The sequence below is a fragment of the Actinotalea fermentans genome, assembly GCF_007991475.1.
GTDB lineage: Bacteria > Actinomycetota > Actinomycetes > Actinomycetales > Cellulomonadaceae > Actinotalea > Actinotalea fermentans.
Window position 1 is genome coordinate 25,528 of record NZ_BJYK01000004.1, and the last position, 15,454, is coordinate 40,981.

Consider the following 15,454-nt stretch of genomic DNA (forward strand, 5'->3'; position numbering starts at 1 on the left):
CGACGGGACCGGTCAGCCGCGCTCCGCGACGAGCCGGGCCCCGGGCACCGGGCCCACGGCCTGCCGCACCCCCGCGACCACGTGCGCGTCGAGCAGCGCCCGGCCGATGGCGACGGCGTGCCCCGGGCTCGCCGCGAGCGCGACGACCGTCGGGCCCGAACCGCTGACGACGACGCCGAGCGCGCCGGCGTCCTCGGCCACGGCCAGCGTCTCCGCGAGCTCCGGGGCCAGCTCGAGCGCCGCGTGCTGCAGGTCGTTGCTGAGGGCGGCGCCGACCGCCTCCGCGTCGCCCGCCAGCAGCGCCCGCAGCAGCGCGTCGTCGACCACGGGGTCCGGGTCCACCGCCGCGCCGACGAGGGCGTCGAAGGCGCCGAAGACCTCCGGCGTGGACAGCCCACGGGGCGAGAGACCGACGGTCCAGTGGTACTCGCCGCGGCTGAGCACCGGGCTGAGCAGGTGCCCGCGCCCCGTGCCGACCGCCGTGCCGCCCTGCAGCGCGAACGGCACGTCCGAGCCGAGATCGGCCGCGAGCCGGGCGAGCTCGCTGCGGGGCAGTCCGGTGCCCCAGAGCGCGTCGCACGCGACGAGCGCCGCCGCGGCGTCCGCCGACCCACCGGCCATGCCGCCGGCGACGGGCACGTCCTTGCGGATCGCCAGGTGCACCCCGGCCTCGACGCCCGTGGCGTCGGCGAGCAGGCGCGCCGCCCGGACGGCGAGGTTGGACCCGTCGGTGGGCACCAGGCCGGCCTGCGGTCCCGTGACCTCGACCGTGACGTCGTCGGCCGGCGTCGCGACGAGCTCCTCCACGAGCGAGACGGCCTGGAAGACCGTGGCGAGCGGGTGGAAGCCGTCCTCCTGGCGCCGCCCCACGGCGAGGGACAGGTTGACCTTGCCGGGCGCTCGGACGCGGATGCTCATGTCCCCACCCTCCCGGACCCGCCGCGCCGCGGCTCCGTGGCCCAGGTGAGGCGCTCGGCCACGCGGGCGAACTCGCCGATGGCGAGGCGCTCGCCCCGCACGGCCGGGTCCAGGCCCGCGCCGACGAGGGCCGCCTCGGCGGCCTCGCCCGAGCCGGCGAGCCCTGCCAGGGCGGCCCGCATCGTCTTGCGTCGCTGCGCGAAGGCCGCGTCGACGACGGCGAAGACCTGCGCTCGCGTCGCCGTCGTCGGCGGCGGGTCGCGGCGCTCGAGCGCGACGAGCGCCGAGTCGACGCGCGGCACGGGCCAGAAGACGGCGCGGCCCACCGAGCCGGCGCGCCGCGCGTCGGCGTACCAGGCGGCCTTCGCCGACGGCACGCCGTAGGTGCGGCTGCCCGGGGGCGCGACCAGGCGGTCCGCGACCTCGGCCTGGACCATGACCAGGACGCGCTCGAGCGTCGGGAACCGGGCCAGGAACGTCAGCAGCACCGGCACGGCGACGTTGTAGGGGAGGTTGGCGACCAGCGCCGTCGGCGGCCCCGCCGGCCCGGGCAGGTCCGTGACCGTCAGCGCGTCGGCCGTCACGACCGTCAGCCGGTCCGCCCAGCCGGGCGCGACGGTGCCGACGGTCCCGGGCAACGCGCCCGCGAGCAGCGGGTCGATCTCGACGGCCGTGACCTGGGCGCCGGCCTCGAGCAGGCCGAGCGTCAGCGAGCCCAGCCCGGGGCCTACCTCGACGACGGACTCCCCGGCCTGCACGCCCGCCACGCGGACGATGCGGCGGATGGTGCCGGCGTCGACGACGAAGTTCTGGCCGCGAGCCTTGGTCGGCCGCACGCCGAGCCCCTCGGCGAGGTCGCGCACCTGCGCCGGGCCGAGCAGGGCGTCACTCATGCGGCCAGCGTAGGGGCACGCCGAGCGGGCCCGTGGCCGGGGAGCACCCGGACCACGGGCCGCGCGTCGGGCCGCTCAGAGCAGGCCGAGGCTGCGCGCGCAGGCCGGCCACTGGCCCCAGCCCGACCGCGCCTGCAGGGCCTGGGCCCGCTGGAGCTGCTCGCTCGCCGGGGCGTCGCTGGGCAGGCCGGAGCCGCCCATGGCCTGCCACGTCGACAGCGAGAACTGGAACAGGCCGTAGTACTTCCCGCTCGCCGAGATCGCGCCCGGGTTGCCGCCGGACTCGCAGCGGGCCAGCGCGTCCCAGACCCCGCCGTCGAGCACGACGGCGCCGCCGCCGGTGCTCGTGCGCGCAGGGCGGGCACGCGTGCCCTCGTGCACGACGGCCGTCACCGGCTCGCGCGTCAGGCGCTCCTCGAGCAGCTGACGGGACTCCTCGACGCCGTCGACCATCACCACGCGGTGCACTCTGCGCAGCTCGCCCGGGACGCCGGTGGTCACGGTGCGGCTCTCGCCGCGGTACAGCTCCGCGGAGGCCTGCGTCACGGTGTCGAACGGCACCTCGCTGGTGGACGGCACCTCGCGCACGACGACGCGCTGCACGAGGACGGTCATCGCGGCGCCCGGCGTCGCGGCCGGGGAGATCGTGACGCGGTCCCGGGCCGCGAGGCTGATGCCGAGGTCGGCGAACATCGCCTCGACGCCGACGGAGCCGTCGGCCACCCGCTCGGTGCGACCGTCGACGACGACGTCCACGGGGCCGTCGGGCCGCAGGCGCAGGGACAGGTCGGGCCGGGTGCCGCCGGTCGACCGCGAGGGCACCAGCCGGACGTCCGAGCCACGCGCCGCGAGCGCCTCGAGGGCCTCGTCCGCGGTGAGGGCGGTCGTCCAGACGGTCGTCTCCTCGCCGTCGGCGAGCACCCGCAGCGCGTGCGCGTGGCGCACCACGATCTCGTCGCCGGAGTCGAGCTCGGCGCCCAGGTCGGGCGCGACGACGTCGCGGCTGCCGACGTCGACGCCGCGGTCGTCGAGGAGGCCCTCGACGCTGCCGGCGAACGTGCCGACCTGGACCACCTCGCCGTCGATGTCGAGGGTCACGGTCTTGTGGGCGCGGGCGACGGCGACCGATCCGGTCACCAGCACCACCGCGGCCGCCGCGAGCGCGCCGAGGCGGACGACGGACCGTCCCCGGCCGGGCGCGGTCGGGGCCGCTGCGGCGGGCCCTGGTGCGTTCTGGAGCTCGACGTCGGCGACGGGGTCGGCCGGGGTCTGCGAGGTGGAGCGACGGAGGGCGCGAGGCAGCGAGAAGGTCACGTGGGTCCTGGGGTCGGTCGTCCCGGGCACGGGGGGCGGGCGCGCGCTGCGCGCCGTGGAGGGGTGAGGCCCCCGATCCGGCCGTCACGGCCTGCCCCGTGGGCCGGCCGGTCTGCTCCGTCAACGCAACGCCGACGGCGCGAGGCCGGGCGCTGTCAAGAGCGACACGCGACCGTAACCTATTCGTGATCGAGAAGCGAATCGGTGACGCGCGAACCCGCACCCGGCGTCCCGGCTGCGACCGGGATGCCGGTCAGTACCAGTGCTTGGTCTGGAAGAAGGCCCAGGCGTCGCAGGGGGTGCCGTACCGACCCTGGATGTAGTTCAGGCCCCAGGTGATCTGGGTGGCCGGGTTGGTCTGCCAGTCCGCGCCCACGCTCGCCATCTTCGAGCCGGGCAGGGCCTGCGGGATGCCGTAGGCGCCCGAGCTGGAGTTGGACGCGTTGACGCGCCACCCGCTCTCCGCGCTCCACAGCGCGTCCAGGCACGCGAACTGCGTCTCGTCCCAGCCGCGGGCGAGCGTCAGCTCGAGCCCGACGGCGCGCGCGGTGCCCGCCTCGACCGGTGCCGCCGCGGGGGCCGTGAAGGTCCCGACGCGGACGACCTCGTCGACGGGCGCCTGGATGACCGACTCCGCGAGCACCATCCGGCCCAGCTCGACGCCGTCGGCCTCGTAGGACAGGTAGGTCACGGCCTTCGTGCCGGGGCGGCCGGCGGTGGCGACGACCTCACGGCCGGCGGCCAGCTGCGGGTCCTCCTGCCGCACCGTCGTGTACGGCTGCTCCGTCGTCTCCGTGCGCGTGACGCCCTGCACCCGGGTGACCAGCACCACGAGCCCGTCGACCGCGGCCGCGTCGAGCGAGACCGAGACCCGGTCGTACTCCCCGAGCACGACGCCGAGCTCGCGCAGCACCTCGCGCACCGTGGAGGCCGAGGTCACCACGTCCTGCGTGCCGCCGTCGACGCTCACGTGCACGGTCTTGGTGGTGGAGATCCGCAGGAGGTCCCGTCCCAGGTCGGAGGCCCGCGAGGCCGATGCGCGGACCTGCCCGCGCATGCCCATCTCGGCCACGAGCTCGTCCACGGTGAGCGCGGTGGTCCACACCAGCTGCTCCTCGCCGTCGATCTCGACGGAGAGCTGGCGGGCGTGCCGGACGACGATCTCCGCACCCTCCGGGGCGCCGCTGCCGACGGCGGGCACGACCAGGTCGCGCTCCCCGACCTCGACACCCTGGGCCGCGAGGACGTCCCCGACCGTGCGCCCGAAGGCCGACACGGTGGTGACCTGGCCGTCCACGTCGAGCGTCACCGTCTTGTGCAGGGTCGCGAACGCCGTCGTGCCGGCGACGAGGACCGCGAGCACCGCCGCCTGAGCGGCGAGCCGACCTCGCTCGACGCGCGCGTGGCGGACCTCCCGATGACCGTGCACGTAGCTCCGAACCTCGCCCGACAGGATCCGTCCGGGGCCGCCTGGGCACCACGGGACCCGACGACGGTAACGGAAAGGACACGACGACCGGTAGTCGAGGGGGTGGAATCCGCCCGGGTGACGTCCGTCGGACCGCGCCCCAGCACGTCGCGCCGGGTGCCTACCAGGGCCCGTAGACCTGCTCCGCGGTGCGGTCCAGCGCGCGGCACAGCTCGGCCAGGTCCAGCCCCAGCTCCGCCGCGATCGCCCGCACAGTGGCCGCCAGCAGGTACGGCGCGTTCGGCCGCCCGCGCGCCGGGTGCGGCGCGAGGTACGGGGCGTCCGTCTCCACGAGCAGCTGTGACAGCGGCACCTCGTGCAGCGCGGCCCGCAGCGCGGCCGACGACGCGAACGTCACCGGCCCGGCGAACGACAGGTACCACCCCTGCCCGACCGCGAACCGCGCGAGGGCCGCGTCCCCCGAGAAGCAGTGGAAGACCGTCCGCTCCGGCGCACCGTCGCGGGCGAGGACGTCCAGGACCGCCTCGTGCGCGTCCCGGTCGTGGATCTGCACCGGCAGGCCGAGCTCCTTGGCCAGCGCCAGGTGGGCGCGGAAGGCCTCGCGCTGGACGGCTCGGCCACCCTCGCCGGCCCGGAAGTGGTCGAGCCCGGTCTCGCCGATGGCGCGGATCCGCGCCTGCGAGCGCGCGGCCGCCGCGACGCGCGCGACCGCCTCGTCGAGCGGCACGTCGTGGTGCGGCCGGGGGTCGGGGTCCAGGCCGTCCGGCGCGACCTCGCGCACGCCGGCGTGCAGCACCGCCTCGTTCGGGTGGATCGCCACGGCGCCGAGCACCGGGTGGGCCCGCACCGCGGCGAGCGTCCAGTCGACGGCGGGCAGGTCGCAGCCCACGGTGAGCACGCGGTCCACGCCGACGGCGGCCGCGCGGGCCAGCACGTCGGCGACGGTCAGCTCGGGAGCGCCGCCGTCGGCTGCGCCGCCATCGGGAGCACCGGCGTCGGGAGCGGCCGGGGCGGCGCCGTCCGACGCGCGGACGCGCCAGCCCGCCGCATCGGTCTCCGCAAGGACCGCGTCGAGGTGCGTGTGGTTGTCGGGGACGGGGTGGGGCAGCGGCTCCGGGTCCGGCGGCCAGCTCGTGTCCCGCGGTCGCCGCGCCACTCAGCCCTCCCCGGCGGCGCCCCGCAGGCGGTCGAGCTCCGTGGCGACGACCGCGTCGTCGAGCTTGGTGAAGACCGGCGTGGGCTTGTCCACCGGCGTGCCGACGACGACTGGGCGCGACTCCCAGCGCGGCGTCGTGGAGTAGTCGCCGGTGATGACCGGGTACGTCTCCAAGCCGGCACCCGAACCCGGGTCCAGCTCCGTGACGTGCTCGATGCGCGGCATCGGCATGAACTCGCCCTCGCCGCCCAGCACCTGGTGCACCTTGTTCGCCGAGTGCGGCAGGAACGGGGCGAGGAGCGTGTTGCAGTCGCTCACGCACTGGGCGGCGACGTGCAGCACCGTGGCCAGGCGCTCGCGCTGCGACTCGTCCTTCATCTTGTACGGCTCGGTGGTGGACACGTACTTGTTCACCTCGCCGACGACGCGCATCGCCTCGGCGATCGCGGCCCGCTGGCGGTGCCGCCCGATGAGGCCGCCGACGGTGTCGAAGCCGGCCCGGACGGTCGCGAGCACGGCCTCGTCGACGGGCTCGAGGGCCCCCGCCGCCGGGATCTCGCCGAAGCTCTTGGCGATCATCGTCGCCGTGCGGTTGACCAGGTTCCCCCAGCCCGCGACGAGCTCGGAGTTGGTGCGCTGGACGAACTCCGACCAGGTGAAGTCCGAGTCCGAGGTCTCCGGCCCGGCCGCGGAGATGAAGTACCGCAGGGCGTCGGGCTGGTAGCGCGCCAGCACGTCGCCCACGTAGATGACGACGCCGCGGGACGAGGAGAACTGCTTGCCCTCCATGGTGAGGAACTCGCTCGAGACCACCTCGGTGGGCAGGTTGAGCACGCCGTACTCCCCCGGCTCGCCGCCGCGCTCGCCCTGCCCGTTGTAGGCGAGGAGCTCGGCCGGCCAGATCTGGGAGTGGAAGACGATGTTGTCCTTGCCCATGAAGTAGTACGACAGCGCCTCGCTGTCGTTCCACCACTCCCGCCAGCGCTCCGGCTCGCCGGTGCGACGCGCCCACTCGATGCTCGCCGACAGGTAGCCGATCACGGCGTCGAACCACACGTAGAGGCGCTTGGTCGGCTGCTCGCGCCAGCCCTCGAGCGGGATCGGGATGCCCCAGTCGATGTCCCGGGTCATCGCGCGCGGGCGGATGTCCTGGAGGATGTTCTGGCTGAACTTGATGACGTTCGGCCGCCACAGCCCCGTGGCCTCGCGCTCGTCCAACCAGGCGCCCAGGGCCTCGGCGAGCGCCGGCAGGTCGAGGAAGAAGTGCTCGGTCTCCACGAACTGCGGCGTCTCGCCGTTGATCTTGCTGCGCGGGTCGATGAGGTCCGTCGGGTCGAGCTGGTTGCCGCAGTTGTCGCACTGGTCGCCGCGGGCGTCGGTGTACCCGCAGATGGGACAGGTGCCCTCGATGTAGCGGTCGGGCAGGGTGCGGCCCGTCGACGGGCTGATCGCCGCCTGCGTGGTCTGCTCGACCATGTACCCGTTGCGGTGCACGGTCGAGAAGAGCTCCTGGACGGTGCGGTAGTGGTTGCCCGTCGTCGTGCGCGTGAACAGGTCGTAGGACAGGCCGAGGTCCACCAGGTCCTGCACGATGATCGCGTTGTTCTTGTCGGCGAGCTCCTTGGCGGTGACGCCCTCCTTGTCCGCCTGGACCAGGATCGGCGTGCCGTGCTCGTCGGTGCCCGAGACCATGAGGACGTCATGGCCCGCCATCCGCATGTACCGGCTGAAGACGTCCGAGGGGACGCCGAAGCCGGCGACGTGTCCGATGTGACGGGGTCCGTTGGCGTAGGGCCAGGCGACCGCCGAGAGGATGTGGGCCATGGGCCCCGATCCTAGTGAGCGCCGGCGCGGGCTCCCGGGACCGGGTCTCTCGCGTCAGCATCGTCGCCGTTCATGGACCGCCGCACCTGTGACAGGCGTGACCGTTGCGGCGCGTGTGACAGCACTCGTGCCACTCCAGCCCCCAGGAGTCACAGGCGCGGCGGTCCGTGCACGGCTGCGCGGGATGACAGGCCTGCGCGGACCGCACGGACGACCACCTGCGGGTCGCCCACGACATCCCCATAGGTGAAGCGCAGCACCAGGAACCCCCGCGCCACGAGTTCTCGGTCCCGGCGACGGTCAGCGGCGAACTCCCGACGCCCGGAGTGGTACGCGAACCCGTCCAGCTCGACGACCACCCTGCCCTCGACGAGCAGGTCGACGAAGCCGACGTCGGTGATCGGCACGCCCACCTCGACGTGCAGGCCCGCAGCCCGCAGAGCCAGGCGTGCGAGCGTCTCGGTGGGCGACGCGGCACGCCCGTCGGCGAGCCGCAGGACGAGCCGGCAGCCGGCCGGCGCCGTCGCGGGCAGTGCTCGGGCGACCGCCGCCAGCGTGGCCCGGCCCTGGTTCAGCGCGGAGTCGATGCTGACCATCGCCTCCGCAGCCGGAACGCAGAGCAGCATCCGCGCGAGCGCCTCGGGGACGGTCGCGATGACCCTGCCGACGTGCCCACCGCACCGATGACGGACAGCCGGGTAGTCGTCGCGGATCGGCGACGGCCTGTCCCCGCGCGGCCGGGGTACCGCGACGTGTGGCACGTCCGGCGGGACGAGGACCGCGAGTCGGCGGTGCTGCACCGCCGAGACGCAGGTGAGGGCTCCGTTGTGGACCACCGCGGTGACCACCGGGAGCGGCGTCCCCGGCAGCACGTGCACCCCACCGGGCAGTCGCTCGACGGCCCCGCGGCTCACCGCATCGGCCACGCGACGGCGGGGAAAACGCGCCGTCAGATCCGCCAGCCGCGCGGCTCCGTGCCGCGCGGCGAGGAAGCTCACGACGTCGTCGGGCACCCGTCGACCATGACCTCTCCCACCCGGGCCCCCTCGGTCGGCCCTCCGCGGATGTGGACCCCTCGCCATCCACAGGCCTGACCTTCTCCCACGAGGCGCCGTTCCCCTGGGCGCCGCCCGAACGCGGACACCTCCCACGCAGCCACTGCCCCCTGCGCGAGCCCCCATGGGTCCCGGCAGCCCCGTGAGCTGGCGCGGAGCGCCGCACTTGGTACTGATGTGCCCGCTGAGACGCAGGAGCCGTCACTCCGGTCCCGTTGGCCACATCTGTCACAAGAGCGGCGGTGCGTGTACGCGAGGAGAGGAAACCAGTGCGCGGCGGCAGGGTCAGAACGCCGGTGCTCAGAACGGCAGGTAGTAGGAGAGCACGTCCGCGGTCACGGGCGGGAAGAGGGCGCCGAACAGCTCCTCGTCGCCGGCGGCGGTCACGTCCGGCCGTAGCCGCTCCAGGCCCTCGATGCCCCACGGCCCGAAGAGCAGCGCGGGCAGCCAGTCCGGCGCCACCCCGGCCCCGCCGTTGTCCACCGGGTCCTGCAGCGGCCCGCCGACGACGGCCGTCCCCAGCCCGTCCGGCCCCACCGGGAACCGGTAGTGCCGCCGGTAGGTGGACAGCAGGACCTCCTCGCGCTCCAGGCCGGCCGCCGCGAGCCGCGCGGAGAGCACCGGGCGCAGGGCGTCGAGCACCGCCGCGTCGTCCGGGATCCGCACGTAGTACTGCTCGGCGCGGTTCCCGGCCGCCTCCATGAGCGGCTCGCACACCGTGTGCACGCACGTCCCCAGCCGCTCGACGACGCCGACCCGGCCGCTCTCGGACTGGCGCGCCACGGCGCCGAGCAGGTCGGCCACCGCGTCGGCGTCCTGCGCCGTGGCCTCCGCGACGAGCCCGCTGCCGGGGCTGATCCGGCCCGAGCCGACCACGCGCCCGTCCCGCTCGACGACGAGCGTGCGGGTCGCCTCGTGCGCCACGAGCCAGCGCCAGCGCGCCGCCGGGTGCGGCACGGCGAGGTCGAAGCCCGCCTGCGCGACCTCCTGGAGCGCGGCGAGCGCGGGGATGTCGGCCGCCGTCGCCGGCCGCACGACGTCGCCCCGCCCGCCCGCGGGGACGCCCGTCAGCCGGCGCGCGCGCGGCTGCCCGATGGCGTACTCGTAGCCGAAGAGCCGGTAGAAGTACGGGATCCCCACCATCTCCTGGACCAGGTGCCCGCGGCGCGCGGACTCCGCATGCGCCCAGCCCATGAGGGCCCGGACGAGCCCGCGACCCTCGTACGCGGCGTCGGTAGCCACGAGCTCGACCTGCCCCGCGGGCAGCACGACGTCGCCGAGCCGCAGCGTCTCGTCCAGCAGCGTCGCGGTGCTCACCACCCTGTCGCCGTCGACGACGACCGCGGTGGACCGCCAGCCCTCGTCCGGGTCGAGAGCGACGAGCCGCTGGTCGCAGGCGTCGCCGGGCTCGCCGCGACGCTCGAGCAGCTCCCCGATCTGGTCGAGGTCGGCCGGACACGCGGTCCGCAGGACGAGCCCACCGGGCAGGTCGGCGGTCGGTTCAGGGGTCTGCTCGGTGGACACCGGACAACCCTGACATCCCCGACCCGCGGCGACGAGCCTTTTCGATCATCGGTCACGGCGGCAGCATCCGGACCAGCCGGTCGTCGCCGTCGCGCGGGTCACCCCGGCCGTCGGTGTTGTTCGTGAGCAGCCACAGGGCGCCGTCAGGCCCGATGGCGGCGGCGCGCAGGCGCCCGAGCGCGTCGACGAGCACCGCCCGCGGCTCACCCGCGCCGTCGGCCGTCAGGGGGACCACCCACAGCCGCCGGCCGCGCAGAGCCGCGAGGTACACGGCGTCGTCGGTCACCGCGATCCCGCTCGGCGAAGCGTCGTCGGTCGGCCAGACGGCGAGGGGGTCGACGAAGCCCGCGACACCGCCCGCGCCCTCCACCTGCGGCCACCCGTAGTTGCTGCCGGGCGTGATCTCGTTCAGCTCGTCCCACGTGTTCTGGCCGAACTCGCTCGCGAACATCCGCCCGGCCCCGTCCCAGCCGATCCCCTGCACGTTGCGGTGGCCGAGGCTCCACACCGGGCTCCCGGGCGTCGGGTTGCCCGGGGCGGGCGCGCCGTCGGGCGTCAGGCGCAGGATCTTGCCGGCGAGCGAGGCGGGGTCCTGCGAGGCGGGGCGCTCCGTGGCGTCGCCGGTCGTGACGTAGAGCATCCCGTCCGGGCCGAAGGCGAGCCGCCCACCGTTGTGGTTCTCGGCCGCGGGGATCCCGGTGAGCACCGGCGTGAGCGGGCCGAGCGAGCCCGCCAGGCTGTCGAGCTCGCCGCGCACCACCTGGTTGCCGTCCGGGGCCGTCCGGTAGAGGTACACGAGCCCGTCGACGGCGAACTCGGGCGACACCGCGACCCCCAGCAGGCCGCCCTCGCCGCGGGTCACGGTCCCGGACGCCAGCTCGCCCGCGCCCGGCCCGGTCAGCTCGCGCACCCCGCCGGCGTCCAGGAGAAGGACGACCGCCCGGTCGCGCAACGTGACCAGCACCGCGCCCGACGGCAGGAACGCCAGGCCCCACGGCGCGTCCAGCCCCACCAGCACGTCCTGGGGATCGGCGGTGGCGGCGGCCAGCGCGGGCGGCTGCGCCATCGACGGCGGGTCCGGCGGGGCGGCGCGCGTCTCGGCCGGCTCGGGCGTCACCAGCACCACCGACGGCGTCGGCGCGGGCTCCGGCGTCGCGCAGCCCGCCACGAGCGCCGCCGTCGCGAGCGCGGACCACCCACCCGCCCAGCGGACGCGGCGTGCCCTTCGGGTCGCAGCCATGTCGCCATGGTGCGTCGGACCGGACGGCCTGGCCAGGGGTCAGCCCCGGCGCCTGCCGAGGGCTGCCTCGTAGAGCGCGCGCTTGGGCACGCCCGCGCGCTCGGCCACGACGGCGACGGCGTCCTTGAGCCGCTCCCCCTGGTCCGCGCGGACGAGCACCTCGGTCACGAGGTCCGCCACGTCCGCAGGCGGGGCCGGCTGCGCCCCGCCCACGACGACGACGATCTCCCCGCGCACCTCCTCGGCGGCCGCCCAGGCGGCGAGCTCGGCCAGCGGCGCCCGCAGGACCTCCTCGTAGGTCTTCGTCAGCTCGCGGCAGACGGCGGCGGGGCGGTCGGCGCCGAGGCCGTCGGCGAGGCTCGCGAGCGCTGCAGCGAGGCGGTGCGGCGCCTCGAAGAACACCATCGTGCGCCGCTCGCCGGCGAGCTCGGCGACCGCGCGCGACCGCTCCCCCGGCTTGCGCGGCAGGAACCCCTCGAAGGTGAACCGGTCGGTGGGCAGCCCGGCCACGGCGAGCGCCGCCAGGACCGCGCTCGGGCCGGGGACGACGGTCACCGGCAGGCCTTCGGCCGCCGCGGCGCGCACCAGGCCGTAGCCCGGGTCGGACACGGTCGGCATGCCCGCGTCGGACACCACGAGCACCGTGCCGCCGTCGCGCACCACCGCCAGCAGCTCCGCCAGGCGCCCGCCCTCGTTGTGCTCGTGGAAGCTCAGCACCCGCCCGGTGGGCGTCACGCCGAGCCGCCGGCACAGGCCGAGCAGGCGCCGCGTGTCCTCGGCCGCGACGACGTCGGCGCTCGCCAGGGCCGCGAGCAGCCGCGGCGAGGCGTCGTCGGGATTGCCGATCGGCGTGGCCGCCAGCACGACGCGCCCGGAAGTCATGCCCGCCAGGCTAGCGACACCCGTCGACAGCCCTTCGCCACGACCGGCCCCCTACGATGACCGGCGTGACCACCGAGGCACCGCCGGCAGCCGTGGGGGCGCGACTGACGGCGGCGCTCGAGCGGGGCGCCGGCTGGCCGCTCACCCTCGCGGTGACAGCGCTCGCGGCGGCGGTCCGGCTCCCTGCCCTCGACCGCCCCTACCCGCTGGTCTTCGACGAGACGTACTACGTCAAGGACGGCTGGACGCTGGCGACGCTCGGCTACGAGGCCCAGTGGCCGCCCGAGCCGAACCCGGCGTTCGAGGCGGGCCTGTACGACAGCCACCTCGACACCGCGGCGTTCGTCGTGCACCCGCCGGTCGGCAAGTGGCTGATCGGCCTCGGCATGCGCCTGCTCGGGGGCGACGACCGGGTCGGGTGGCGCATCGCCGTCGCCCTGGCCGGGATCCTCACCGTGCTGCTGGTGGTGCGGGCGGGCCGGCGCCTGCTCGGCTCGACGCTCCTGGGCGGTGTCGCCGGCACCCTCGTGGCGCTCGACGGGACGGCCATCGTCGAGTCCCGGGTCGCCCTGCTCGACGGCATCCTGGCCATGTTCCTCATCGCCGCGTTCGCCGCGCTGCTCGTCGACCGCGACCACGCCGCGGCGCACCTGACCAGGCTCGCCGCGGGTCCACCGGGCGCTCCGCCCGGCACGGAGATCATGGACGGCACGCAGGCCGGCTCCGGGTTCGGACCACGGCTCGGTCTGCGGCCGTGGCGTCTGCTCGCCGGCGTGCTGCTCGGCCTGGCCCTGGGCACCAAGTGGTCGGCCCTGTACTTCGTCGCGGCCTTCGGCCTGCTGTCCGTCGGGTGGGACGCGGCGGCGCGGCGACGCGCGGGGGTGCGCCGGTGGTGGCAGGGCACCCTGCTGCGCGACGCGCTGCCCGCCTTCGCCTCGCTGGTCGGCGTGGCCGCCGCCGTGTACGTCGCCACCTGGACGTCGTGGTTCGCCAGCGCCGGCTCCTACGGTCGGCAGTGGGCCGCGAGCCAGCCCGGCGGCAACGCGGTGACGGACGCCATCGGGTCCTGGTGGCACTTCCACGCCCAGATCTGGAACTTCCACACGACGCTCGAGGCGGAGCACCCGTACTCCGCCTCTCCGCTCGGCTGGATCGTGCAGTGGCGGCCGACGTCGTTCTTCTACGAGTCCCCCGAGCCGGCCGGCACCCTGTGCGGCGCGGAGCGGTGCGCCCAGGCGGTGACGTCGCTCGGCAACCCGTTCGTGTGGTGGCTCGCCGCGATCGCCCTGGTCGCCGCCATCGTGCTCGTGGTGCGCCGGCGCGACCTGACGCCCGTGCCGCTCCTCGTCGGCGTCGCGGCCGGGTGGCTCCCCTGGTTCGCCTACGCGGACCGCCCGATCTTCGCGTTCTACGCGGTGGCGTTCCTGCCGTTCCTGGCGCTCCTGCTCGCGTGGGCCGCCACAGCGCTGTGGCGGTGGTCCCGCGACGACGACGGGCTGCGCCGGTTCGTCGTGCTCGGCTACGTGGTGGCCGCGGTGCTCGTGGTCGGCGCGGCGGTGTTCTTCTACCCGGTCTGGACGGGCCAGGTCATCACGTTCGAGCAGTGGCAGCTGCGCCAGTGGCTGCAGAGCTGGGTCTAGGCCCCCTCAGCCGTCCGAGCCGTCCGAGCCGTCTGAACCGTCCGAGCCGCGTCAGCCCGGCCCGGGCCGCTCCGCGAGTGCCCCGCGGTGCCACGGCAGCCCCTGGGCGTCCCACCGCGGCGTGATGTGCCGCAGGCGGGCCGTGAAGCCGTGGAAGGCGGTCCTGGCGCCCGGTGACCACGCGACCTCGGCGACCGCGGCCAGCCTGGGCAGGAGCAGCCCGAACAGGTCCTTGGGCGTGCGCACGTTCTCGGTCCAGATCGCCGCCTCGACGCCCGCCACGGCCGACTCGGGGACCCCCAGGAGCGCCACCGGGTCCCACTCGTAGGCGCGGCGCAGGTCGATGAAGCCCGCCCAGTCGCTGCCCACGGGCGTGCTGGGGTCGTAGCGCATGTCCAGGTAGAGGCGGGACGCGGGCGAGAAGACCAGCCGGATGCCGGCGTCGAGCGCGGCCGTGAGCGACGCGTCGGCCGGGCGCTCGTCCCAGTACTGCACGAGCGACCCGGGCGGCAGCGACGTCCGCAGGGCCTCCTGCCAGCCGACGACCGTCTTGCCGGCGGCGGCGACGACGCGGGCCGCGTGCCCGACGAGGTGGTCGTACTCGGCGGCGTGCATCGTCAGGGCCTCGTCCCCGCCGATGTGCACGTACGGCCCGGGCGTCATCTCCGCGATGTCGGCGAGGACGTCGGACACGAACGGGATGGTCGCGGGCAGCTCGGCGTGCAGGCGGGAGAACCCCACCCCGACCCCCGTGTAGGCCGGCCTGCCCTCCCCGCCCGGCGTCAGCTCGGCGCACGCGTGCAGCGCCGCGTTGACGTGCCCCGGCAGGTCGATCTCGGGCACCACGGTGATCCCGCGGGCCTCGGCGAACGTCACCAGCGCGGCGAACTGGCCCGCGGTGAGGAAGCCACCGGGGTCGCCCCCGACGGCGGTCCGGCCCGAGACCTCCGCGAGCGAGGGGTGCGACGGCGACTCGATCCGCCAGCCCTGGTCGTCGGTCAGGTGCAGGTGCAGCACGTTGAGCTTGAGGGAGTAGAGCAGCCCCACGATGGTCCGCAGGGTCTCCGGGCCGAACCAGTGCCGGGCGACGTCGACGCACAGGCCCCGCCACGCGAAGCGCGGGTGGTCGACCACGAGCACCGGCGGCACGAGGACGCCGTCGTCGACCGGGTGGGCGAGCTGCTCGAGGGTCGCCAGGCCGCGCAGCAGGCCGCGCGCGTCGAGCGCGCTGACGACGACGCGGTCGGCGTCCACCTCGAGCCGGTACGCCTCCGCGGCCAGCTCGGGTGCGAGGTCGCGCGGCACCGGCAGCTCGGCCGGGTCGACGACGATCCGCAGCTCGACGACGTCGGTGTCACCCTCGCGCCCCACGCCGATGGGCGCGCCGAGGTCGTAGCCGATCCGCGCCGCCAGCAGCACCGCCGTCTCGACCGCCGCCGGGTCGTCGCCGACCACGACCCGCGTCGTCGCGGTCGCACGGAAGGGCCTGCCCCTGCGGCGCTCACCGCGCACGGGCACAGGTACCACTGGCAGGTCCATGGAACAGGCCTCCGGCGACGGCGGAGGAGGGGTTCCGTCG

General features: G+C 75.5%; 12 protein-coding genes. 1 reads left to right on the forward strand and 11 read right to left on the reverse strand.

Annotated features, from left to right (window positions below):
- Positions 1 to 12: 12 nt before the first annotated feature.
- From AFE02nite_RS07410 to rsmI, 10 genes are all read right to left on the reverse strand, one after another.
- Positions 13 to 918 (reverse strand): 4-(cytidine 5'-diphospho)-2-C-methyl-D-erythritol kinase, encoded by a 906-nt coding sequence (locus tag AFE02nite_RS07410; RefSeq protein ID WP_146819369.1) that lies wholly within the window; start codon positions 916 to 918, stop codon positions 13 to 15.
- A complete protein-coding gene (gene rsmA, locus AFE02nite_RS07415) occupies positions 915 to 1,811 on the reverse strand; it encodes a 16S rRNA (adenine(1518)-N(6)/adenine(1519)-N(6))-dimethyltransferase RsmA (protein WP_146819370.1) in 897 nt (298 codons plus the stop codon). The genes AFE02nite_RS07410 and rsmA overlap by 4 nt, the downstream gene beginning before the upstream one ends.
- 75 nt (positions 1,812 to 1,886) lie before the next feature.
- Positions 1,887 to 3,125 carry a resuscitation-promoting factor gene (locus AFE02nite_RS07420; protein ID WP_052114036.1) on the reverse strand — a complete coding sequence of 413 codons (1,239 nt, stop codon included), beginning with the start codon at positions 3,123 to 3,125 and terminating at the stop codon, positions 1,887 to 1,889.
- A 253-nt stretch (positions 3,126 to 3,378) separates the two neighbouring features.
- Positions 3,379 to 4,554 carry an aggregation-promoting factor C-terminal-like domain-containing protein gene (locus AFE02nite_RS07425; RefSeq protein ID WP_034248865.1) on the reverse strand — a complete coding sequence of 392 codons (1,176 nt, stop codon included), beginning with the start codon at positions 4,552 to 4,554 and terminating at the stop codon, positions 3,379 to 3,381.
- Between the two features lie 160 nt (positions 4,555 to 4,714).
- A complete protein-coding gene (locus AFE02nite_RS07430) occupies positions 4,715 to 5,710 on the reverse strand; it encodes a TatD family hydrolase (protein WP_146819371.1) in 996 nt (331 codons plus the stop codon).
- A complete protein-coding gene (metG, locus tag AFE02nite_RS07435) occupies positions 5,711 to 7,534 on the reverse strand; it encodes a methionine--tRNA ligase (RefSeq protein ID WP_146819372.1) in 1,824 nt (607 codons plus the stop codon). It abuts the gene before it with no gap.
- Positions 7,535 to 7,683: 149 nt separating this feature from the next.
- Positions 7,684 to 8,547 (reverse strand): endonuclease domain-containing protein, encoded by an 864-nt coding sequence (locus AFE02nite_RS07440; protein ID WP_052114042.1) that lies wholly within the window; start codon positions 8,545 to 8,547, stop codon positions 7,684 to 7,686.
- 342 nt (positions 8,548 to 8,889) lie between these two features.
- Positions 8,890 to 10,113: a GNAT family N-acetyltransferase gene (locus tag AFE02nite_RS07445; protein WP_222594361.1), complete on the reverse strand. Its 1,224-nt coding sequence runs from the start codon at positions 10,111 to 10,113 to the stop codon at positions 8,890 to 8,892.
- A 52-nt stretch (positions 10,114 to 10,165) separates the two neighbouring features.
- A complete protein-coding gene (locus tag AFE02nite_RS07450; protein ID WP_146819374.1) occupies positions 10,166 to 11,353 on the reverse strand; it encodes a PQQ-dependent sugar dehydrogenase in 1,188 nt (395 codons plus the stop codon).
- Positions 11,354 to 11,392: 39 nt separating this feature from the next.
- Positions 11,393 to 12,235 carry a 16S rRNA (cytidine(1402)-2'-O)-methyltransferase gene (gene rsmI, locus AFE02nite_RS07455; RefSeq protein ID WP_034248605.1) on the reverse strand — a complete coding sequence of 281 codons (843 nt, stop codon included), beginning with the start codon at positions 12,233 to 12,235 and terminating at the stop codon, positions 11,393 to 11,395.
- Between the two features lie 56 nt (positions 12,236 to 12,291).
- Here rsmI and AFE02nite_RS07460 point away from each other — a divergent pair, with 56 nt between their 5' ends.
- Positions 12,292 to 13,875 carry a dolichyl-phosphate-mannose--protein mannosyltransferase gene (locus AFE02nite_RS07460; protein ID WP_052114009.1) on the forward strand — a complete coding sequence of 528 codons (1,584 nt, stop codon included), beginning with the start codon at positions 12,292 to 12,294 and terminating at the stop codon, positions 13,873 to 13,875.
- A 51-nt stretch (positions 13,876 to 13,926) separates the two neighbouring features.
- On the opposite strand, the gene AFE02nite_RS07465 is transcribed toward AFE02nite_RS07460, so the two are convergent.
- Positions 13,927 to 15,414, reverse strand: a complete 1,488-nt coding sequence (locus tag AFE02nite_RS07465; RefSeq protein WP_146819375.1) for a family 20 glycosylhydrolase — start codon at positions 15,412 to 15,414, stop codon at positions 13,927 to 13,929.
- Between the last annotated feature and the right edge of the window lie 40 nt (positions 15,415 to 15,454).

Bases quoted from the DNA above. Each gene is read 5' to 3' on its own strand.
- AFE02nite_RS07410 (WP_146819369.1), bottom strand. From the start codon at position 918: ATGAGCATCCGCGTCCGAGCGCCCGGCAAGGTCAACCTGTCCCTCGCC.
- rsmA (WP_146819370.1), bottom strand. From the start codon at position 1,811: ATGAGTGACGCCCTGCTCGGCCCGGCGCAGGTGCGCGACCTCGCCGAG.
- metG (WP_146819372.1), bottom strand. From the start codon at position 7,534: ATGGCCCACATCCTCTCGGCGGTCGCCTGGCCCTACGCCAACGGACCC.
- AFE02nite_RS07450 (WP_146819374.1), bottom strand. From the start codon at position 11,353: ATGGCTGCGACCCGAAGGGCACGCCGCGTCCGCTGGGCGGGTGGGTGG.
- rsmI (WP_034248605.1), bottom strand. From the start codon at position 12,235: ATGACTTCCGGGCGCGTCGTGCTGGCGGCCACGCCGATCGGCAATCCC.
- AFE02nite_RS07460 (WP_052114009.1), top strand. From the start codon at position 12,292: ATGACCGGCGTGACCACCGAGGCACCGCCGGCAGCCGTGGGGGCGCGA.
- AFE02nite_RS07465 (WP_146819375.1), bottom strand. From the start codon at position 15,414: ATGGACCTGCCAGTGGTACCTGTGCCCGTGCGCGGTGAGCGCCGCAGG.